This is a genomic window from Shewanella sp. 10N.286.51.B7 (assembly GCF_002873615.1).
Lineage (GTDB): Bacteria > Pseudomonadota > Gammaproteobacteria > Enterobacterales > Shewanellaceae > Shewanella > Shewanella electrodiphila.
This window is the reverse complement of sequence record NZ_MCUF01000039.1, coordinates 21,548-43,390: the sequence shown is the minus strand read 5'-3', so window position 1 is coordinate 43,390 and position 21,843 is coordinate 21,548. Positions and strand designations below refer to the sequence as shown.

The 21,843-nt window shown below is 40.4% G+C and carries 20 protein-coding genes; 16 read left to right on the top strand and 4 right to left on the bottom strand.

What is annotated here, in order from left to right:
* The first annotated feature begins 264 nt into the window (after window positions 1–264).
* The 6 genes from BCU84_RS12525 (at window position 265) to BCU84_RS12495 (ending at window position 6,816) form a co-directional block, all read left to right on the top strand.
* Window positions 265–1,104 (top strand): DUF692 domain-containing protein, encoded by an 840-nt coding sequence (locus BCU84_RS12525; RefSeq protein WP_102528422.1) that lies wholly within the window; start codon window positions 265–267, stop codon window positions 1,102–1,104.
* Window positions 1,104–1,865, top strand: coding sequence for a putative DNA-binding domain-containing protein (locus BCU84_RS12520; RefSeq protein WP_102528421.1), 762 nt, complete (start codon window positions 1,104–1,106; stop codon window positions 1,863–1,865). The genes BCU84_RS12525 and BCU84_RS12520 overlap by 1 nt, the downstream gene beginning before the upstream one ends.
* 336 nt (window positions 1,866–2,201) lie before the next feature.
* On the top strand, window positions 2,202–2,567 hold the full coding sequence (locus BCU84_RS12510) for a YbaN family protein (protein WP_102528419.1): 366 nt from the start codon (window positions 2,202–2,204) through the stop codon (window positions 2,565–2,567).
* Window positions 2,568–2,724: 157 nt separating this feature from the next.
* Window positions 2,725–3,276: an adenine phosphoribosyltransferase gene (gene apt / locus BCU84_RS12505; protein WP_198589576.1), complete on the top strand. Its 552-nt coding sequence runs from the start codon at window positions 2,725–2,727 to the stop codon at window positions 3,274–3,276.
* A gap of 302 nt (window positions 3,277–3,578) precedes the next feature.
* Window positions 3,579–6,356, top strand: coding sequence for a DNA polymerase III subunit gamma/tau (gene dnaX / locus BCU84_RS12500; protein ID WP_102528418.1), 2,778 nt, complete (start codon window positions 3,579–3,581; stop codon window positions 6,354–6,356).
* A gap of 130 nt (window positions 6,357–6,486) precedes the next feature.
* Window positions 6,487–6,816, top strand: coding sequence for a YbaB/EbfC family nucleoid-associated protein (locus BCU84_RS12495; protein ID WP_102528417.1), 330 nt, complete (start codon window positions 6,487–6,489; stop codon window positions 6,814–6,816).
* Window positions 6,817–7,057: 241 nt separating this feature from the next.
* Here the strand turns inward: BCU84_RS12495 and BCU84_RS12490 are convergent, their stop codons facing one another.
* Window positions 7,058–7,237: a DUF6435 family protein gene (locus BCU84_RS12490; protein ID WP_102528416.1), complete on the bottom strand. Its 180-nt coding sequence runs from the start codon at window positions 7,235–7,237 to the stop codon at window positions 7,058–7,060.
* A 297-nt stretch (window positions 7,238–7,534) separates the two neighbouring features.
* Between BCU84_RS12490 and BCU84_RS12485 the strand changes: the two genes are divergently transcribed.
* From BCU84_RS12485 to nadE, 9 genes are all read left to right on the top strand, one after another.
* Window positions 7,535–7,885 carry an antibiotic biosynthesis monooxygenase gene (locus tag BCU84_RS12485; protein ID WP_102528415.1) on the top strand — a complete coding sequence of 117 codons (351 nt, stop codon included), beginning with the start codon at window positions 7,535–7,537 and terminating at the stop codon, window positions 7,883–7,885.
* Window positions 7,886–8,367: 482 nt separating this feature from the next.
* Window positions 8,368–8,865 (top strand): hypothetical protein, encoded by a 498-nt coding sequence (locus BCU84_RS12480; RefSeq protein ID WP_102528414.1) that lies wholly within the window; start codon window positions 8,368–8,370, stop codon window positions 8,863–8,865.
* Window positions 8,858–9,091 carry a helix-turn-helix transcriptional regulator gene (locus tag BCU84_RS12475; RefSeq protein WP_102528413.1) on the top strand — a complete coding sequence of 78 codons (234 nt, stop codon included), beginning with the start codon at window positions 8,858–8,860 and terminating at the stop codon, window positions 9,089–9,091. Before BCU84_RS12480 ends, BCU84_RS12475 begins: the two co-directional genes overlap by 8 nt.
* Before the next feature lie 177 nt (window positions 9,092–9,268).
* Complete coding sequence (recR, locus tag BCU84_RS12470) at window positions 9,269–9,868, top strand: recombination mediator RecR (RefSeq protein WP_102528412.1); 600 nt, start codon at window positions 9,269–9,271, stop codon at window positions 9,866–9,868.
* A gap of 300 nt (window positions 9,869–10,168) precedes the next feature.
* Complete coding sequence (gene htpG / locus BCU84_RS12465) at window positions 10,169–12,088, top strand: molecular chaperone HtpG (RefSeq protein WP_102528411.1); 1,920 nt, start codon at window positions 10,169–10,171, stop codon at window positions 12,086–12,088.
* Between the two features lie 103 nt (window positions 12,089–12,191).
* Window positions 12,192–13,055, top strand: coding sequence for a tetratricopeptide repeat protein (locus tag BCU84_RS12460; RefSeq protein WP_102528410.1), 864 nt, complete (start codon window positions 12,192–12,194; stop codon window positions 13,053–13,055).
* Between the two features lie 133 nt (window positions 13,056–13,188).
* Window positions 13,189–13,833 (top strand): adenylate kinase, encoded by a 645-nt coding sequence (gene adk / locus BCU84_RS12455; protein ID WP_102528409.1) that lies wholly within the window; start codon window positions 13,189–13,191, stop codon window positions 13,831–13,833.
* A gap of 232 nt (window positions 13,834–14,065) precedes the next feature.
* Window positions 14,066–15,370 (top strand): inosine/guanosine kinase, encoded by a 1,305-nt coding sequence (locus tag BCU84_RS12450; protein WP_102528408.1) that lies wholly within the window; start codon window positions 14,066–14,068, stop codon window positions 15,368–15,370.
* A 246-nt stretch (window positions 15,371–15,616) separates the two neighbouring features.
* Window positions 15,617–16,447 (top strand): ammonia-dependent NAD(+) synthetase, encoded by an 831-nt coding sequence (gene nadE, locus BCU84_RS12445; protein ID WP_102528407.1) that lies wholly within the window; start codon window positions 15,617–15,619, stop codon window positions 16,445–16,447.
* A 31-nt stretch (window positions 16,448–16,478) separates the two neighbouring features.
* Here the strand turns inward: nadE and BCU84_RS12440 are convergent, their stop codons facing one another.
* Entirely contained in the window at window positions 16,479–17,057 is a 579-nt protein-coding gene (locus tag BCU84_RS12440; RefSeq protein WP_102528406.1) for a hypothetical protein, read from the bottom strand.
* A gap of 106 nt (window positions 17,058–17,163) precedes the next feature.
* Between BCU84_RS12440 and BCU84_RS12435 the strand changes: the two genes are divergently transcribed.
* Window positions 17,164–18,618, top strand: coding sequence for an alpha/beta fold hydrolase (locus BCU84_RS12435; RefSeq protein ID WP_102528405.1), 1,455 nt, complete (start codon window positions 17,164–17,166; stop codon window positions 18,616–18,618).
* Here the strand turns inward: BCU84_RS12435 and BCU84_RS12430 are convergent.
* Both BCU84_RS12430 and BCU84_RS12425 read right to left on the bottom strand, forming a co-directional pair.
* Window positions 18,599–20,788: a diguanylate cyclase gene (locus tag BCU84_RS12430; protein ID WP_102528404.1), complete on the bottom strand. Its 2,190-nt coding sequence runs from the start codon at window positions 20,786–20,788 to the stop codon at window positions 18,599–18,601. The two genes, BCU84_RS12435 and BCU84_RS12430, sit on opposite strands and share 20 nt — an antisense overlap.
* Window positions 20,789–20,911: 123 nt before the next feature.
* Window positions 20,912–21,817 carry a helix-turn-helix transcriptional regulator gene (locus BCU84_RS12425; protein ID WP_102528403.1) on the bottom strand — a complete coding sequence of 302 codons (906 nt, stop codon included), beginning with the start codon at window positions 21,815–21,817 and terminating at the stop codon, window positions 20,912–20,914.
* Between the last annotated feature and the right edge of the window lie 26 nt (window positions 21,818–21,843).

The window sequence follows — 21,843 nt, the reverse complement described above, 5'->3', positions numbered from 1 at the left end:
ATGAAAAAAGCCAAAGAAGGCAAATGTGGTGAAGGTAAATGCGGCGGCGATATGAAAAAAGCTGCTGAAGGTAAAGCTAAAGAAGGTAAGTGTGGTGAAGGTAAATGTGGCGGTGCTAAGTAATTAGTTTGCTTATTTATTTACTTTAGCGGATAAACATTTTTTTACCCCATAGAGTGTTTATTGTCAGCGTAAAGTACGTCATGATAAGGCCTGTTATGCAGGCCTTTTTAATTGATAAAAAGTCATAAATGGAGTGTTGTAATGGCAAAGCAAGCAACAGTGGGGCTGGGTTTACGCCGAGAGATGCTTGATGAGTTTTGTCAGCAAGTACCTGATGAAATCGACTTCTTTGAAGTCGCACCTGAAAATTGGATGACTCTGGGTGGCAAATTTGGCAAACAGTTTAGGCAGTTAACTGAACAGCACGAGTTTTTTTGTCATGGACTTTCTTTATCAATTGGTAGCCCTGAAAAGCTTGATACTGATTTCGTTAAAAACATCAAAGCCTTTCTCGACTTACATCAAATCAATATTTACTCAGAACATCTTAGCTACTGTTCTGGTACGGGCCATATGTATGACTTGATGCCAATCCCGTTTACAGAAGAAGCGGTCAGTTACGTAGCCAAAAGAATTAAGCAAGTTGAAGATATTTTAGAACGGCCTTTTATTCTTGAAAATGTTTCTTTTTACGCAGCGCCTGGGGCGCAGATGAATGAACAACAATTTGTTAATGCTGTCCTTACTGAGGCGGACTGTAAATTACTACTCGATGTCAATAACATCTATGTGAACTCCATTAATCACCAATATGACGCTGCACAATTTTTAGCGTCAATGCCAACTGATCGTATCGAATACATGCACATTGCAGGTCATTATGAAGAAACACCTGAATTGATGGTAGATACTCACGGCGCAGATGTTATCGATCCTGTATGGGCCCTTTTACAACAAAGTTACCAGTTGCATGGGGTATTTCCGACATTATTAGAGCGAGACTTTAACATTCCTAAAACACCAGAGTTATTGCTTGAGATTAATCAAATCCATCAATATCAGCAGCAAGCGTTAACTGCAACAAAGATCAGGAGTGCTTAATGAACTTTATTGACACTCAACAATCCTTTATGGATTACATTCGCGACCCTAGTAACCCATTACCAGATGGGTTGACGTTAGAGCGGATGACAGTATACAGAGAACTTTTTTTCAATAATGTTGATGGCTTTGTCTCTGGTGCGTTTCCAGTTTTAAAGTCACTTTATACTGATGACGCATGGCGTAAGCTTATACAGGCATTTTTTGTTAGTTTTGATTGTAAAACACCGATATTCATCGAAATATCTCAAGAGTTTATTGCGTTCCTACAAACCTGTTATCAAACGGTAGATTACGATCCAGCTTTTATGGTGGAGTTGGCGCATTATGAATGGTTAGAGTTATACATTGCCACCGTATTTGATAATGAAAACGAACAGCCTCTATCAGCTGAAATGATAACGGAGTTGCCCCTAAGCTTATCTTCTAAGGCTACTGTGACTCAGTATCACTATGAAGTGCAGCATATTAGTGTTGATTATCAACCAACAGAGCCTAGTGAACAAGCATACAGTTTTTGCGTATATCGAGATGTTGATGATGAAGTGGTGTTTTTACAATTAAACCCGCTTACGGCCCAAGTCCTCGGTTTTATCAGTCAAACCGATAATTGCTACTTGAGTGATATTATTGGTTGGTTACAAACTTCCTACCCGCAAATGAGCAGTGAAGCCTTATCAAATGGTTGCTTGCAGATGCTGCAGCAATTGGCAGAGAAGGGCATTATTTGCACGATAAATAATCTAGATAAAGCAGAATAAATGGCACAGTTATTTTATGGTTTTTATTGACGACCTTTTTACTTACAATAGCGCGAATTTTGTGATCCAGTTCACGCTGCCAGAAGGTGGTTAACAATACTCTTAGGAATCTAATAACATGAGTCAGCCGTTTAAAGACCCATTTAACATTTTGTATTTTATTGGTTTTATCCTTGTTTTGCTATTACCAACATTACCAGCTTCTATTTCAGCTTTGAGACTTGCAGGCTTAATTTAACTGCCAATCTCAGTTATTATACCGGACTATTTTTGATAGTATCGGTTACCCAAAAACCATTCTATTGAATGGTTTTTTTGATTTGGCCCTGGAGAGATATGTCGTTAAAGCGCGGCTTTTTTGTGATTGTTGGTTTAACCAGCGTAACGCTAGGTACAATTGGTATTGTCGTGCCATTGCTACCCACAGTGCCTTTTATCTTGCTTGCGGCATATTGTTTTGCACGCTCAAGTGACAGACTTCATCATTGGTTAATGACCCATCCATGGTTTTCTCAAGGTTTGAATGACTGGCAAAACAAACGATCAATAAATAAAAAGTTAAAGCGCAAAGCCATGATTATGACAACGTTAAGTTTCGTCGTCAGTATTGCTATCGTGCCATTATTGTGGGTACAAATCATGTTGGTTTGTATGTTATGTGTGCTATTGCTTTTTATGTGGCAGATCCCAGAGTTAGATTAAAAGTTGCTGGTATTTTGCTCGTTAGTTGCAACTCTTCTCAAACATGCTTACTATCAGCCAAATCGAGTGATATGCCAGATACTATATTTGCAAATTCAGTTTAATCAGAATTGCACCATGGCTATTAATCCATTCCTTTTTAAATAGACGAATCAATATGACTATGAATCCAACCAGCTTAGCGTTAATCAAAGACAGCATTAAAGCCATTCCTGATTATCCAATTCCAGGCATTATGTTTCGCGATGTCACCAGCTTATTAGAAGATGCAGAGGCTTATAAAGCGACCATCGCATTATTTGTTGAACACTATAAGTCGCTTGGATTTACCAAAGTGGTTGGCACTGAAGCGCGTGGCTTCTTATTTGGTGCACCATTAGCATTGGAACTGGGTATTGGCTTCGTTCCTGTACGTAAGCCAGGCAAACTACCAAGAAAGACGATTTCGCAAACCTATGATCTTGAATACGGCAAAGACACATTAGAAATCCACGTTGATGCCATCAAACCAGGTGATAAAGTACTTGTAGTTGATGATTTGCTTGCAACTGGCGGCACTATCGAAGCTACTGTAAAGTTAATTCGTGAACTCGGTGGCGATGTTGCTCATGCTGCATTTGTTATCTCATTGCCTGATATTGGCGGCGAGAAGCGTATCGAAGCGTTAGGTATCGATATCCTAACCTTATGTGAGTTTGAGGGCGAGTAAACCTCTTTAGCACTCTACTGGGCAGGGCAGTGTTGAACATTGCTCTGCTTGCTCTATTTGTTACATCGGTTATGGCATTGACTATCGCAACGATTAACGAATAAGTTGAAACTCTTCAGATTAAACCCATCACGCTGTTCAAGGTTCCGATTCGATTTGATGGAATTGGTATAATACTTCGCCAAACCCACCCAGCAAATAGTGTATCAATAGCGCCAGAATCACTTGCATGTTATTGTTATTTTTATTTTCGGGTAAAATTAATCGTAATCATCCCGTTTTATTAAAGCTTGGGGAATTCCATGTCTTATCAGGTGTTAGCCCGTAAGTGGCGCCCTGCAAAATTTGAAGAAATGGTAGGACAATCACACGTCTTATTAGCTCTAACAAATGCATTAACTCAGCAGCGCTTACATCACGCATACTTATTTACCGGCACTCGAGGTGTCGGTAAAACCAGTTTAGCTCGGCTATTTGCTAAAGGATTAAACTGTGAACAAGGCGTAACATCAACGCCTTGTGGTGTATGTTCTAGTTGTGTTGAAATTGCCCAAGGGCGTTTTGTCGACTTAATTGAAGTCGATGCGGCGTCGCGTACCAAAGTGGATGACACCCGTGAATTACTGGACAATGTACAGTACAAGCCATCACGTGGTCGCTTTAAAGTGTACCTTATCGATGAAGTGCACATGCTATCTCGAAGTAGTTTTAATGCCTTGCTTAAAACGCTTGAAGAGCCGCCTGAGCATGTTAAATTCCTGCTTGCTACAACTGACCCGCAAAAACTACCAGTTACGGTATTATCTCGCTGTTTGCAGTTTAATTTAAAAAGCCTTTCTCAAGATGAAATTGCTAAGCAATTAGACTTCATATTGACTCAAGAGCAATTAGAGTACGAACCTCAAGCACTAGACTTACTGGCTAAAGCTGCGAACGGCAGTATGCGAGATGCATTAAGCCTAACGGATCAAGCAATCGCATTTGGCAGTGGCCAAGTAATGCATCAACAAGTTCAATCTATGTTGGGCAGTATTGATGCGCAGCAAGTGCTGGCACTATTAAAAGCGCTGTGTGATGCAGATGTCGCCAATTTGATGCAGACCATTCAACAGGTTCTAAGTTTTGGCGCAGATGCCGACGAAGTGTTACGCAGCTTATTAGAGCTATTGCATCAGATAACCTTGAGCCAGTTCGCCCCCGCTGCAGCGCAGCAATCATTATACAGCGAACATATTTTAGCTTTTGCTGAGCAATTAACGCCTGAGCAAGTTCAGCTCTACTATCAATTATTGTTAACTGGCCGCAAAGAACTGGCGTTTGCACCTGATCCTAAATCAGGGTTAGAAATGGCATTGTTGCGAGCAATTGCCTTTGTACCTGAAAAACCAGTAAAGCGTTGGTACACAGATGATGCCGCGCAAATAAGTTTGCCTGCAGCACCTAGCGCCGAAACAATTGCTGCATCAGCGATTAAATCAGTTGCGACAGCGGAAGTTAAGCCTGAACTGAAACCAGAGTCAGAACCAGAACTAACACCAAAACCAGAACTTAAACCAGAGCTTAAACATGAACCTGAGTTAATGGCTCAATCAGCTGATGCTCCTGCAACAGAAGATAAGTCTGATGCAGCGCTTGCGGCTGAACAAGCCATATTGTTAAGCCAAGCCAGCAGTTTAGGCTTTGAGCAACAAGCAGTCACTCAACAAAAGCTTGAGCAAAAGCCCGAGCAAGAAGTAGAGTCGAAGACTGAACAAGTAACAAATCAAGTACCGGTACAAGAGGTGCAAACACCAGAGTCGCAGCCTCAGTTACCATCAAATGACCATGATGGCATGCCGATGGATACTTATGAGCAATTTGCGCAAGCAAGCGCTGAAGGCTCAATGGATGATTATCAGCATGATGATATGAGTGCTTTCTCTGACAGTCAGTATACCGATGCTCAATTAGCAGCGAACTCGCAACAAACGCGAGCTGTTGAAACTAACGCGGCCGTTATTTCAGAAACAGCATCTGAAGCAGCACCAAACCCTACACCAGAGCCAACGGCGGAAGAAACGGCAGATTTAGATGCTTTGCTTGATGCCGTGTTGGCCACCAATGATTCATTAAAAGCTGACGTAAACTCACTGGCAACGGAAGGTGAGCAAGCAAAAAAGCAACAGGCGGCAGCGAGTCCTAGTATAAAGGTACCCGCACCACGCAGTAAAAATGCCGCAGAAGGAAATGCAACAATTGAGTCATCTGATATAGGTGACAGCAATCAGGCAAAAACGTCGGTTGATAGTGCTGTTGACTCTGTTAATAATGAAAACGATAAAGCGCCGTGGGTTAAACCAGAAGGGGCGATTGAGCCGCCTATGGCTCAAGCCTTATTAACAAAAGAAAGCATCACTGAAAATGCTCAAGATACTGAGCAAGTTGCCCTTAATAGTGATACAAGTTCGAGTGGTGAGGCACATTCTGCTACGAATCACCTCGAACCGGTAGGACATGGTCAATCTGAGACTGTTTCTGCAACGACTGCAGCACCTCAGTCATTAGCACCTCAATCATTAGCACCTCAATCATTAGTACCAACTGCAACGAAGGATACACAGCCTTCAACGGCACTGGCGATAAACGGTGAGCACGATATATCTGGTGATGAGCTAGACTTACATTGGTATAAAGTGATGGCATCGCTGAGTATTGGCGGTCGTGTAAGACAATTAGCGGTCAATTCTGTTTGTCAGCGCTTAGATAATCCCATTCCGTTATTGTTAAAGCCTGATCAGAAGCATCTAGCAGCAGATGTGGCTATTGACCAATTACAGATTGCGTTAACAGAGCATTTTGGTGAGTCAACAACTGTTGAAGTGACAGTCGGTTTAGACAGAAAACATGAAACGCCCCTAGAATTAAGAAAAAGATTCCATCGTGAATTATTAGCTAATGCAAATTACGCTTTAATTAATGATGACAAAGTACAATGGATGTTCACACGATTGGCTGCGCAGTTAAATCCGGATACCTTGGTGTATCCCGCAGAGAAATTACAGGCCATTGGTCAACAAATTCCAGCTTTAGTTGCACAATAAATGGGCTAAAGCGGTAGCAGCTTCAAAAGTTTGATAGCAATAAACTGAGATTTATTGCCAATTTATTTTTTTTCAGTAAGATTAGCCCCACTTTGGCTGCTTGCTAATAACCTAATTAAGAGAAAAGACTATGTTTGGAAAAGGCGGTATGGGCAACTTAATGAAACAAGCCCAACAGATGCAAGACAAAATGGCTAAAATGCAAGAAGAGATCGCTCAATCAGAAATGACTGGTGAAGCGGGTGCAGGTTTAGTTAAAGTCACTATGACAGGTGCACACAACATCCGTAAAGTGGATATCGATCCAAGCTTGATGGAAGATGACAAAGAGATGTTGGAAGACCTTATTGCTGCAGCATTCAACGACGCAGCACGTCGCATCGAAGAAAATCAAAAGACTAAAATGGCAGAAGTCACCGGTGGTATGCAATTACCGCCAGGAATGAAAATGCCATTCTAAGACAACAAATTACTGGCTAAGCATTTAGCTAAGCTCGATTGTTGAATCAATTAAAAGCCCAAGTCATCGACTTGGGCTTTTTGTTAGAAACTGATTTCAACCATCTTTTACAATGCCCCCAGCGGACGTTGAGCGCCAGCATAATGGTTGCCCATTTTAATAAGTTATAGATAATAAGTGTTTAGATAATAGGTGTTTAGATAAAAGGATAATAACTTGGGCATTTTCACTTAAAGCGGCGTTAAGTGTTCGATGTGTTCTCAAGCGCCTGTATTTTATCTGCAATTAATTCAGCTTCAGCTGTGATCATTGAATAGGATTTAATATCTCCCTTCCTTTGGGCATGCATCGCTTGTTCAAGCTTGATTTCATAGGCTTTATTGAGCTTCTTTAATGGGTCACGTTTGAATATTGACAACATGTGGTTCACCTGATGATTCATTGTTTATTTCTAATACGTTGCCCATTGAAGTTTGGTTTAACAACTAAAGTTAAAACATAGCAGACGATTAAATTTATAAAATAAAGAAACCGCTGGTTGTCTTCGAGGTGTGCAGGGGTCGGTTATATGTATAAATCTCCACAAATATCATTGTACTTTTATATACATTTTTTATATGTGCTAGTGTGCGATGACTTATAGCGAGTTGTGTTAATAATGCATTGTAAGGTACTGTACTAGCATCGGAAGTAACCAATTGGAAAGTAGGGGAATATAATGACAAGTCGTGTATATGTATTGGCTCAGTTTAAGCCGAAAGCGGGTAAGGAAGCTGAATTATTTGAAATACTGAAAGCGCTTGAGCCTGACTCATATCGTGAAGAAGGTTGTATTCAATACATGCTTACTCGACAAATCGATCATTCAAGTGCAAGTCGAAATGAATACCCAATCGTTTTTAATGAAATTTGGGATAATGCAGATTCATGGTCCGCACATGGTCGTAGGAAGCAAATTCAACATTTCTTTGAAACCCAAGTTAAGGCTGAAACGGGGTTGGTTGACGATGCTATCGTTACTGCATACACCGATGAAGGCTATGAGTATGATGCCCCAATCTACGAGTAATGCCGCACTAGCGTAATTCATTTCACTCATATAACTCGTTTAACTGATTTTATTAAAAGCTTGAAGCAGAGAGCCCCTGCAGCGGGACTCTCTGCTTAATATGCTCTGTGGTTTTAGCCCCAGTGGTTTTAGCCCCTGTGATTTTGCCATCTGGGTTCTCTGTCTTCTGTGACGTAAGCCATCTCGCCACTCAATAAGATTTACTCACCATCATTCCCTTTATTCGTTTTTACCCATCTGTTTTATTTGTTTTACATTATATTTTTAAGATATTTTTCTTAAAATTTAATGGTTTACTATGTGATTTACCGATGGAATCTAATTGAGGTATGGCAGGCTACTGAGGTCATATGAGGTCATATGAGGTCCAACTTAAGTATTCAATACTGTACCTCAGGTTAAAAATATTTGACACGACTAAAAAGTAAGCATAAATTATATATAGGTTAAATATTTTTTACATGGAGTGGGGTATAGTTAACATGAGTAATTTGCAAAAGGTACATCAGTGGTTGCAAGAAACCAGTTTTAGAGAAGTGACGCTGTCAGTGGATTTAATTGTGACGGGTTATATTTTTTATATTTACTTAAGCAGAATGTATTATGCATCAGCTGAAGAATTGGCCTCAACCGTATGGATTTCTGGAGTGTTATTGGAGGTGATCATTTATTCGGTTGTACTGATGGTCATCAGTTATATCGCCTTAGCGTTTGTGAGCGATGATGAACTTAATCAACCTATGGATGTACGTGAAAAGCAAATTAATTTAGTCGGTTATAAATACTCTGCGATGATCTTACAAGTTGGTGTTGTACTGGCAATGGTACAATATGGTATTGAACAACAGGCTGAGACGATACTGTTTGAAACGATTCCTCATTTGCCGCTGCATATCTTACTGGTGGCTTTTTTAACCGCAGAACTCGCTCATTATGGCGTACAATTATATAAAGGGCGTACGGGTGATATTTATGGGTAAAAATGATGCAGGGGTAGGGATATCTAACTCTATTCGCACCTTACGCTTTTTACATGATGAAATGACACAGAAACAATTAGCTGAATTAATTGGTGTTACAAGACAAACCGTGATGGCCATAGAGTCAAATAAGTATTCACCCACGCTGGAAGTCGCCTTTAAAATTGCAGAGGTATTTAATTTGCCCTTAGAGGAGGTTTTTCGGTATCGCTCAACCGCTGATTAACTGGCTGTGAGTTTATTAATGAGTCTTATAAAGGCGAATTCTAAAGCCAATAGCCAAGATACTCTTTGCAATCTTTAACGCTTACGATAATAATTCACCCATTCTTCAGCCGATGTTTATTATCGATGCTGATACCATTTTTTAGTGCACTTGCACTGCTAAGGCAGTTTTTAGGTTATGAAATTTAGTCCTCTTGTCGATGAGTTAATTGAATCGTTACGTTGTTTACCTGGTGTTGGGCCTAAGTCTGCTCAACGTATGGCGTTTCAATTATTAGAGCGTAACCGCAAAGCTGGGCAAAAGCTTGCCACTGCGCTAGAGCGTTCGATGAGTGAAGTTGGCCATTGTCAGGCTTGTAGAACCTTTACTGAACAAGATTTATGTCCTATTTGCAGTAGCCCTAAACGCGGTACTGCAGGAACCATTTGTGTGGTAGAAACCCCTGCTGATGTGTTGGCTATCGAAGCTGGCGGCCACTTTATGGGGCGTTACTTTGTCCTGTTAGGCCATTTGTCGCCCCTTGATGGCGTCGGACCAGAAGAGTTAGGTCTGGCTTTACTTGAAAAGCATTTATCATCAGAAGATGTGACCGAACTTATTTTAGCGACTAACCCAACAGTCGAAGGCGACGCAACTGCGCACTTTATCGCTGATATTGCTCGTCGTCATAATGTGGTAATTAGCCGCATTGCCCATGGTGTTCCTGTGGGTGGAGAGCTTGAGTATGTCGACAGTACCACACTGGCTTTATCATTTAATGGTCGTATTCCGTTATAAACTGATGCTTTTGATTTAACACTTCTAAGCTGATTGTTTGAATTCAAAACTGTGAATATGTCCTGAATCTAGAGTTAATTCTTACCTAAAGAACGGTCTAATTATCAGCTTCGTGTCAAAATTGAATATTAAAGGGCTAATTTAGCCCTTTTTGCGTTTTTTTTAGGCATCAGAAAAAAATCCCCTTGAAAACTCATTTTCACGCCCCATTTCCTAGGTAACAAAGAATTTTAATTGTATTGAAAGCTTAACCGGTTTCAGTGCAATTGCAGTATTAACGTTAAACCAAGGGAAATTTTCATGTCTCAACAAGAAACACATGGCTTTCAAACCGAAGTAAAACAACTTCTTCATCTGATGATCCATTCTTTATATTCAAATAAAGAAATTTTCTTACGTGAACTAGTTTCAAATGCGGCCGATGCGGCTGATAAGTTGCGTTACCTTGCATTAACCGACAACACCTTATTTGAAGACGATACTGAACTGCGTGTTCGTATCAGTACCGATAAAGAAAAAGGCACCGTTACGATTGAAGATAATGGTATCGGTATGACACGTGATGGTGTGATTGAACATTTAGGTACGATTGCAAAATCAGGTACGGCTGATTTCTTCAAAAACTTGTCTGGTGAAGAATCAAAAGATTCACAACTTATTGGTCAGTTCGGTGTAGGTTTCTACTCTGCATTTATCGTTGCAGACAAAGTAACGGTTCGTACTCGTGCTGCTGGCGCCGATGTTAACCAAGGTGTTGTGTGGGAATCAGAAGGTGAAGGCGACTTTACTGTCGATACCATTACTAAAAACAGCCGTGGTACTGAAATCACTCTACATTTACGTGATGAAGAAAAAGAATACGCAGACGATACACGTTTACGTTCAATCATTACTAAGTACTCTGATCATATCTCAGTACCAGTAGAAATGTTTGAAGAAGGCACACCTGCGGTTGAAGCGACTGAAGAGGGCGGTGAAGCGATTCCTGCTACTGAAGGTCAGTGGAAGCCAATGAACAAAGCCACTGCGCTTTGGACTCGTAGCAAGTCAGACATTTCTGATGAAGAGTATCAAGAATTCTACAAGCATATTTCGCACGATTATGGTGATGCTGCTAGTTGGTCTCATAACCGCGTTGAAGGTAAGCAAGAGTACACAAGTCTACTGTATATCCCGAGCAAAGCGCCGTGGGATATGTTTAACCGTGATGCGAAAAACGGCCTTAAATTATTTGTTCAACGTGTATTCATCATGGATGACGCAGAACAATTCATGCCGACTTATTTACGTTTCGTTAAAGGGTTAATCGACTCAAACGATTTACCATTAAACGTGTCTCGTGAAATTTTACAAGACAACAGCGTAACCAAAGCACTTCGTGGTGGCGTGACTAAGCGTGTATTAGGCATGCTTGAAAAAATGGCTAAAAATGATGCTGAGAAGTATCAAACATTTTGGGCTGAATTTGGTCAAGTATTAAAAGAAGGACCAGCAGAAGATTTCGCTAACCGCGAACGCATCTCTGGTTTACTTCGCTTTGCTTCAACTCACAATGACACTGCAGCCACTGACGTATCGCTAGATGACTACATTAGCCGTATGAAAGAAGGTCAAGACAAGATTTATTACATCGTGGCAGACAGCCATGAAGCGGCTGCAAACAGCCCACACCTTGAATTACTGCGTAAGAAAGACATTGAAGTTCTGTTAATGTCAGAGCGCATCGATGAGTGGTTAATTAACCATTTAACTGAATTTAAAGATAAGAAACTGCATTCAGTAACCCGTGGTGATTTAGAACTTGGCGAACTTGAAGATGCAGCTGAAAAAGAAGCTCAAGAAAAATTAGCTGGTGAAGCTGAAGGGCTAGTCGAGCGTATGAAAACAGCATTGGGCGCTAAAGTTGCAGACGTTAAAGTGACGTCTCGTTTAACTGATACGCCTGCGTGTGTTGTTGCTGGTGAAGGTGAAATGTCATCGCAAATGATCAAGTTGATGCAATCAGCTGGTCAGCCAGTACCTGAGTCTAAGCCAACGTTTGAAATTAACCCGCATCATCCTCTTGTTGAGCGTTTGAACAATGAGCAAGATGAGCAGTTATTTGCTAACTGGGCTGACTTGTTGCTTCAGCAAGCACAACTTTCTGAAAAAGGCAGCTTAGCGGATCCATCTGCATTCATTAAGCTAACCAATGAAATGCTAGTTGCTAGCTTGAAGTAAACATTCTTCATTATAAAAAAGCGGACCGAGTGTCCGCTTTTTATTAGCATTCATTTATAGCCAGTGTGATACTGGTTTGAAGGATGGCTAACAAGGATCCACGATGGAACATATTATTAATTTAACCAAAGAGAACATTCAGCAGGTTGTTGATGCCTCAATGGATAACTTTGTTGTTATGTCTTTTTGGGCGCAGCAACAGCCTGAAAGTGTGCAAATGCTGCAGCTGATGGAGCAAATTGCCAACGAGCAAGCGGGTCGCTTTATTCTCGCTAAAGTGAACTGCGAAGCTGAGTTAGAAATTGCCAACTACTTTCAAATTCAAAGTTTACCGACGCACCTTGTGTTAAATAAAGGCCAGCCGATAGATGGTTTTGCTGGTACTCAAAGTGCCGAGCAAGTTAATGAGCTATTGAATAAGCATTTACCCGCACTATGGGTTCAAGATGTGAACGCCGCTAAAGCCATTTTAGCTGACGAAAATGTCACTAAAGAAAAGTTAGAAGAAGCGTTAGCACTACTAAAAAGCGGTTACGCCGATTCAGGTGAAAAAGCTGAGGTTGGGTTATATCTTGTTGATACCTATTTACAACTGGGGGGATTAGCTGAAGCCAAAACCCTGCTAGCAACCATAGGCCTTGCCGATCAAGACAGTTATTATCAAAATCTTAAAGCTAAGCTGACTTTGGCAGAAGATGCCGCTGACACTCCAGAAATTCGTCAGTTACAACAAGCCCTTGAGCAGCAACCGGACAATGCTAACCTTTCAATTGATTTAGCCAAAGCGCTTAATCAAGCTAATCGCGGTGAAGAAGCACTAGACAGTTTATTTGTGATTTTACAAAAAGATTTGTCGGCAGCTGATGGCAAAGTTAAACAAGTGTTTATGGAAATACTTACAGCGTTAGGCCAAGGCAACACCTTAGCGAATCAGTATCGCCGTCGTTTATATAGCTTACTGTATTAAACGCAACCCTTTTATGTACGTCATGACGTATTAGATATTGGTCTAACTCTTTCGCTTTTAACCTTCTAAACAGAGGTTAAATGTGCGAGAATCGCGGCCTAAAAATATGAAAGCAATAAAGAGGACTTTTGAGATGCGCATTATACTATTGGGTGCCCCTGGTGCCGGTAAAGGTACACAAGCTCAGTTTATTATGGAGCAGTACGGTATCCCACAGATCTCAACTGGTGACATGCTTCGTGCAGCAATTAAAGCTGGCACAGCATTAGGCTTAGAAGCCAAATCAGTGATGGATGCGGGCCAGTTAGTATCAGATGATCTAATTATTGGTTTAGTTAAAGAACGCATTGCACAAGATGATTGTGTTAAAGGTTTCTTATTAGACGGTTTCCCACGCACAATTCCTCAAGCAGATGCGATGGTTGCTAATGGTATCGAAATTGATCACGTTATCGAAATTGATGTACCAGACGAAGAAATCGTTAAACGTATGAGTGGCCGTCGTGTTCACTCTGGTTCTGGTCGTGTTTATCACCTCGTTTACAACCCACCAAAAGTGGAAGGTAAAGATGATGTGACGGGTGATGATTTAGCTATCCGTCCTGATGATGAAGAAACCACAGTACGTAAGCGTTTAGGTATTTACCACGAGCAAACTAAACCGTTAGTAGAGTACTACGGTAAAGTGGCTGCTGAAGGTAATACTCAGTACACTAAGTATGATGGAACACAAACTGTTGCCGCTGTAAGCGAGCAAGTTAAACAGTTACTAGGTTAATCGCCTACGTTATGTGTTAAACAACGGTATCCAATTGCTGTTGTTCATAAAAAAGCCTGCATTGCAGGCTTTTTTATGGCATAAATAAAATCAACATCACAAAATATAACAAAGATAGATATCTATCTTGGTGTTGATTGTTTTTGTGTTAAAATTAGCGTTTGGTAATAAGCAAAATGCCGTTTCAATCCATTATCCTTTATAGCACGGATGCCTACTCAGAGAGTTTAAGATGAAGTTTCCTGGTCAACGCAAATCTAAGCATTATTTTCCGGTAAATAACAGAGATCCGTTACTGGCTCAGTTAACCCAACAAGAGCAGTCAGTATCGACTTATATTTGCGGTATCGACCAAACCTTGGTAGATATTGAAGCTAAAGTAGAAGACGAGCTATTAAGCCGTTATGGTCTGCCAAAAGGGAATTCAACCCTGATTGATGACCAACAAGCCCATGAGCTTTATCATGAGCTAAAAAACAATGAGATGATCAGTGACGAGTTTGCTGGTGGCACCATTGGCAATACAGTTCACAACTACTCCATATTGGCTGATGATCGTTCAGTACTGTTCGGTGTGATGAGCCAAAATATCATGGTTGGTAGCTATGCATACCGTTACCTATGTAATACCTCTTCGAAAGTTGATTTGAACTACCTGCAACCCGTTGATGGCCCTATTGGCCGTTGTTTTACCCTTATCTCTGAAGATGGCGAAAGAACATTTGCGATTAGTAAAGGTTCAATGGATAAACTCACCCCTGAGTATATCGATAAGGAAGTGGTACAAAACAGTTCAGCTTTAGTGATCACGGCGTATTTAATGCGTGCAAGTGAAGGCGATGGCATGACATCAGCTGCGATGCAAGCGATCGAGTATGCTAAAGCGGCTGATGTGCCAGTAGTGCTTACATTAGGTACGCGCTTTTTAATTCAAGAAGATCCAAAATGGTGGCAGGATTTCATTCGTGACAATGTGACTATTTTGGCGATGAATGAAGATGAAGGCGAAGCGTTAACAGGCTTTAGTGACCCGTTACTAGCGAGCGATGCAGCACTAGAGTGGGCTGATATGGTACTTTGTACAGCAGGTCCGTTAGGCTTATACACTGCAGGTTATACTGAAGATTCTGAAAAACGTGCAACGAGCCATACTTTATTGCCGGGCGCCATTCCAGAATTTAACCGTTTTGAGTTTTCTCGTCCTAAATTAAAAGCAGATTGTGAAACGCCGATAAAAGTATTTGCGCATATTTCTCCTTATATGGGCGGACCTGAATTAATCAGAAATACCAATGGTGCAGGCGATGGCGCATTAGCTGCATTACTGCATGATTTATCGGCGAATACCTTCCATAAAACCAATGTACCTGGTTCAAGTAAACATCAGCGTGATGGTTTGTGTTATTCGTCATTCTCGCAAGTATGTAAATACGCTAACCGTGTGGCTTATGAAGTATTAGCACAACATAGCCCAAGATTGTCTCGCGGTCTTCCAGAACGAGAAGATAGCTTAGAAGAGTCATACTGGGAAAGATAATATTTCTGTAGTTTTACAACGTTTTTAAATTTGTTTAAAAGGCGACCATAGCAGTATGGTCGCCTTTTTTATTGGCATTGATAATAAGTAAATAAGCACAAGATGTACTTGGTTGATGAGATAAAATTAAGTAGGATGTTGAGGTAACTGGCAACTACCTCGTTGTAAGTAGAATTATTGGCCAGTGAACAACTGCTAATAAAAATGGCAACTAAATCAAATTCTAAAAGCTAATTGGAGAGCATTGTGAAGGGACAAATCTTAAGAGAGATGAAAGTACTTAAGGCTATTGAACCAGCTTATGAAGTTGAGCGCCGAGTGGCTTTTCTTAAAACTAAATTAGTTGAAGCGCACGCTCGCTGTTTAGTGTTAGGTATCAGTGGTGGTGTTGACTCATCTGTCACGGGAAGATTATGTCAATTAGCGGTTGATAGCTTAAATGAATCAAATTCAGAGCAAGTTTATCAATTCGTAGCAGTGCGCTTGCCTTATCAAGTTCAAAAAGATGAAGATGAAGCGCAATTGGCGTGTCAATTTATCCAGCCTTCAAAGCAAGTGACCGTCAATATTGCTGATGGTGTGGTTGGTGTGCATAACGCTACAGTATCCGGGCTTGAGGATGCTGGGATCGCGGTAGCTGAAAATGACAATCTCGATTTTGTTCGTGGTAACGTTAAAGCCCGTATGCGAATGATTGCTCAGTATCATATTGCTGGCCTTACTGGTGGTCTAGTGGTTGGTACCGATCATAGCGCTGAAAATATTACTGGTTTTTACACCAAATTTGGTGACGGCGCTTGTGATTTAGCGCCATTATTTGGTTTAAATAAACGCCAAGTACGCCAGCTAGCGAGCTTTTTAGGTGCGCCAGATGTACTTGTTAAGAAAGCACCAACAGCGGATTTAGAAGATGATAAACCGCAACTTGAAGATGAAGTCGCACTTGGGCTTTCATATGATCAAATCGATGACTTTTTAGAAGGTAAGTCGGTTGATTCGAGCGTAGAAGACAAATTAATTGGCATCTATAAACGTACTCAGCATAAACGTCAGCCGATCCCAACGATTTATGATTAACATTTGTGGCGACTGACTAAACGAGTATCCTTTAAAGCAGCTTGTTGATGTAATCTCTGACGACACTTATTTGTTGATTCGAAAATTGACGATAATCTAAATATGGCGTAATAAGTACCTGCTTATGCGCCATTATTTTTTGTTTTTCATCTATTGGCTTAGCGTGCAATATAGCTTGGTTTATATCGAAATTGTTTAATGACTCAGCCTTTGACAAAGCGTGCTGTTGCAATTCCTCTAACGCCTGCTGACCACAAATTATATGCACCTTTGCATCGGGATTAAGCGTGGTGTGGTTGATTAATAATTTAACGGTTAACTTTTGGGGTGATGGTAAAAATAGATCTTCTCGGCATTCTCGCCACGCATCCGCAGAATCAGAGTGGGCAATAATTTTAGCCATAATAGTGACAATTTTTCGCCAATGATTGCCGTTTAGCTCAATAATTTGTTTGATAAAGTGCGGGTTATCATAGTGAATATTGGCTGGTAGAGTCGGTGGGTTAGGTAAGTAAAATGCGATGTCAGTATTTTTATTACCGATACAAGTCGATTGGGTATTTTCTAACGAGAGGTTTGATGTCATATTATTGTCTGTTAATTCAATCATTTTCTTAGATTATCATTAATATAAGCTAGACTATAACTCACTATTAGCCATATCAGTAAGCTCAATTTTTAGTTGTTTAATTGTAAATAGTATCAAGGACAGATTGATGAAAGCCATTGTTATAGGCTCAACAAAACATGCATTATTTTTTGCTATTTACGGTTTTATAGGCAGTGTCATCGCTTTATTGGTTGCCATCGTTTGGTTACTGAATGCTCGCGCAGAATTAGACCCTTGGCATACCACCCATTTAACACAAGAGTTTCATCAGCAATCTGGTATAAACACTTTTACAGAGTACCTCACTCTAGAAGACAAACTCTTTGCAGAGCTTGATAGCAAAATTTATCAACAATATATTCCCGAGATACCTTCAGTAATTAATCGTTACGAGTCGGGGAGTTTGTCAGATCCTAATATTTGGGACATTAATTGGAACCGTTCTTTTGAATGGCAAAATGAACAAGCCGAGTTTGGTGTGTTATTCATTCACGGTATGTCTGACTCACCTTATGCTATATCGCATTTGGCAAAAGAGTTTAAACAATCTGCGCATGTATTAGGTTTACGCTTGCCTGGACATGGCACTATTCCTGCTGGATTGGCTGAAATCACTTGGCCAGATCTTGTGAGCGCAGTAGCACTAGCAACCAGTCATATGAAGGCTAAACTGAATGGTAAACCTTTATATGTCGTGGGCTTTTCAACGGGAGCAGCGCTGGCGTTAAACCTAGAGCTCGAACGCATTGCATCGAATAAGTCAGCCGATTACCAAGGTATGGTGTTTATCTCGCCAGCGATAGGGCTTGCACCAATTGCTGCTGGAGCAAAATGGCAAGCATTGCTTGGAAATGTATTAGGTTATGAAAAGCTATTTTGGAATAGTATATCGGTTGAATATGACCCGTTTAAATATACTTCATTTGCAGTTAATGCGGGTGATGTGGTTTATCAATTAGCCCAGCGTAACCTTGATATTGTCCAATTACTAACGCAAGAACAGAAGCAACATATCCCGCCTGTATTGACCTTTCAATCTATCGCTGATGATACGGTTTCTTCAGCTGCAGTGATCCAGAATTTATATCAGTACCTGCCAGAAAACAAACATCGTTTAGTTGTATTTGATATTAACCGTAACCCCAATAACCATCAGTTAATCACTAATGATCCACTTAATGAAATGGCATCACTTTGGGCTGATTTGCCGATGAATTATCAGCTGAATATGATTGAGAATGATCGTGAACGCGATCATTATGTTCAGGAGCGGATCTTCGTAGGAGGAGAAGTTAAAGCTGAAAATGGGATGCCTTTAGCATGGCCATTAGGCGTTTATTCATTATCACATGTGGCTTTGCCGTTTCCTGAATTAGATCCTTTATATGGACCACATTATCAAAAGGAAAACCCTCATATTCAAATTGGCCAAGCCATATTTAAGGGGGAGCGAGGCCTATTTGGGATCCCCGCAGCTGAAATGTTAAGGCAAAAATGGAACCCTTTTTACCCTTATATGATTGAACAAATGGAACAGTTTATTAAACCTTCTGCTCAATAGTGTCATCATTCACGACATTAATGATTACTTTATTCCTGCCTTGCTCTTTAGCTGCATAAAGGTTGTCATCGGCAACTTTTATCCAGACATCGATGTCAGCGGAAAAACTCGCATTAGCTGTAATCGCACCAATACTGGTCGTGACTGAAAATTGCTGATTATCTGTAGGAGAGGTAATAACCAACTCTGATAATTTTTGTTTGAAATTATTTAAATGTTGCTCAATTTTAAGTGCGTTAGACAGTGGCAAGATAAGCATAAACTCTTCTCCACCGTAACGGGATACAATATCAGTATCACGCTTAAATTCATTTTTAAGTAATGTAGAGACGACACGTAAACACTCATCACCAGCAAGGTGACCATAAGTATCATTCACTTTTTTGAAGAAGTCTAAATCAAGAATAACGATAGTTATTGCATGCTCGCCGCGTAAACAAAAGTCCAATAATGCATCAAATTTATCTTCAGCATAACGGCGGTTTTTCAAACCTGTTAGTGGATCTTCCTCAACTAAAGCGAGTAACTTTTGATTGGCTTGTTCTAATTCATCAGTGCGGATAGCAACGGTTTCTTCAAGCTCAAGTTGATGCTTTAACAAGGCTCGTTTACTTGAGGTTAAGCGTTGATATAAGTTAAACACTTCTTTCGATGAGTTCTCATCGACAACTTGGCTTTTTAATTCCTCATTACTCATCTCACCAAATTGATTGGCGACGATTTCTAATGGGGCTGTCAGTAGCTTACATACCTTTCTCGAAATGAGTGAAGTTAATATAATTGAGATGATGAGCAGGATAAATGTCCCCAGCATTTGGGTTTCTGCTGTTTTTAACAGTGGAGATAAAGGTTGAAGTACATAGAGCTGCCAGCCATTATTTAACTGCTTTTTAGCATAGACATGATCGGGTGATGTCGATTCGAAATTACTAATTTTTATCACGTCTAAGGCTGTGTGATAGTTGCCTTTATCATCAGAATACTGAAACTCTTGATGTTCTGTTAATCCCAGTTCTGGAGTAGCATAAATAATGTGATTATTTTCATCCACCAATATCAGCATCTCTTTATCTCCAAAAGTATTCTTATTATCAATACTGGAAAAGAAACGTAAATCTAATGAGCCTTCGATAATACCTGTAACATTGATTTTATTATTATCGCTATAAAACGGTGCGCTAATTGCGACAATGGAATCGTTACCAAATCCGCGCCCTTGAAAAACTGATGAGACAAACAAACGACGATTGTGGAATGATTCAATAAAGTAATCTCTATCCTTTATCGACATATCTTTGAGTTGGTTATTTTCGTCCAACATCATCGCACCTGGACTGCCTGCAACGACCTTTGCATCATTATTTGCAATCAACATGGTGATAAAGCTCGGATAATTACTGTGTAACTTACTTATCATTGGCTGCCAAGAGTCGGCATTGCTATTAGCCAAACTAAGGAAGTTTGCCGCGTTTTCAATGACCTTCTTGTGATTTTCAATATACTGCTCGGTAGCAGAGCTTAGATGCACTGTGGTATCGGTTAAGTTACGCTGCAATAAGGTTTGCTGCTTTGCTAAAAATAAATAGTTAAAGGTTAACGCAGAAATAAGTAAACATAAGGTCAACATCAAAGTCATGAAGTAGGTGACTTGGCCATTAAAAGAGCGACGTGCTTTGGGAGTGCCTTGACCGTTAATTGACCAAAGCTTAGGGATTAACACAATCAATAATGAACCTAAACTCGCGTAGATGAGCCCATTAATACTTTGTTTGATTATGGCAAACAACATATGACTGTCGGGAAGGTCACTGAAGGTTGTCATATAAAGATATGTCAATGGCATGCCAATGGTCAGCCAATATAAAGCGCTACCATATAATGGATATACCCCTCTTCTGCGGGAATAGCCGATAAACAGGGCTTCGACACCAAAAATTAAATAGACGTGCGGGCTGTCCCAGATGAACATTAACCCTGAAGCACTCAAGAGTGCGGTAATTAGGGCGTATCCAGGACCTAAAATTACAGCAGAGATAATTGTAAAGGTGTTACCAAGCACCAATTGGACATTGGCAAAAATAGGAATGGGGTAACAATTGATAATAAAACCAATCACACCTAAAACAAGTGCAAATACGAGGTGTTGAGAGTTGAGGCTTTTGTTATTCAATGAGTCATCCTTTTCATTATTCTAAAAAATATTACCTGCCTTATTCAGCATGTACAAGCCTTTGAAGTATTTGAGGATGATTTAGTTTGTGATGCTATTTATGTACCTGATGCTGTCGATTGATTATTGACCACGCCAAAGCAGCTCGCCACTTTTATTTAATTGATAACCCGATAGTAAATTTGCAAGTTGTGCAGTTTGTGGCTGGTTTAGTAATCCCAGCAAGGCTTGTAGCTGTCGTCTAAAAAAGATGCTTTGCGACATAACAAAATCAAATGATTCAGTGAGCTTGGGAATAAAGTGTAAACCACTTTCTGCTGCTACAGCCTGACAGCCAAAACCGATATCGGCATTCTCTCGAGCAATATATCCCGCTAATTCACGTTCAGATTGCGCGGTGGCGGTATATAACAAGGTATCGACATTCACATTTTGCTGCGTTAACCAATGCTCTAAATGACGTTGACTACCAGCACCTTTTTGACGAGAAACCCATCTAAGTGGCTGCTCAGGCACGGCAATATTGCTGTCAAAAAGTGATGCCATTTCTTTACGAACCATCAAACCTTGATGTCTTTCATAACCACTGACGAGTATCCATTGCTGATGATTTGGGTAACTTTTTAATAGTTTGAATAAACTGTCTCGGTTTCCCTGTTGGCTTTCCCAATGAATACTGCACACATCGGCATATCCGCGAGAAAGTAACTCTAAACCTGATTTAGAACCTGTGGAGCTGTAACTGATGATTTCTTGGTGGTCGCCCTCAGACATTAACTGCGCAACTAACATCGACAGTAGAGGATCATCACTGCCAGTGATATGCATTCTATCTGACAACATACCGCTATGGCATGAGTCCATTAACCATCTATCGATTAATACTTTAGGAAATAACCACTTACCAGTGACTTTTGTCGCTGGTAAAATACGATGATTTGCCATCGAATAAACTTTTTTCTCGTTTAAATCCAAATATTCAGCAACTTGCTTAGTGCTCATATAAATGATGTTGGAATCAATCGGCATAATATTCCTAGGAAGTTAGGCATGGG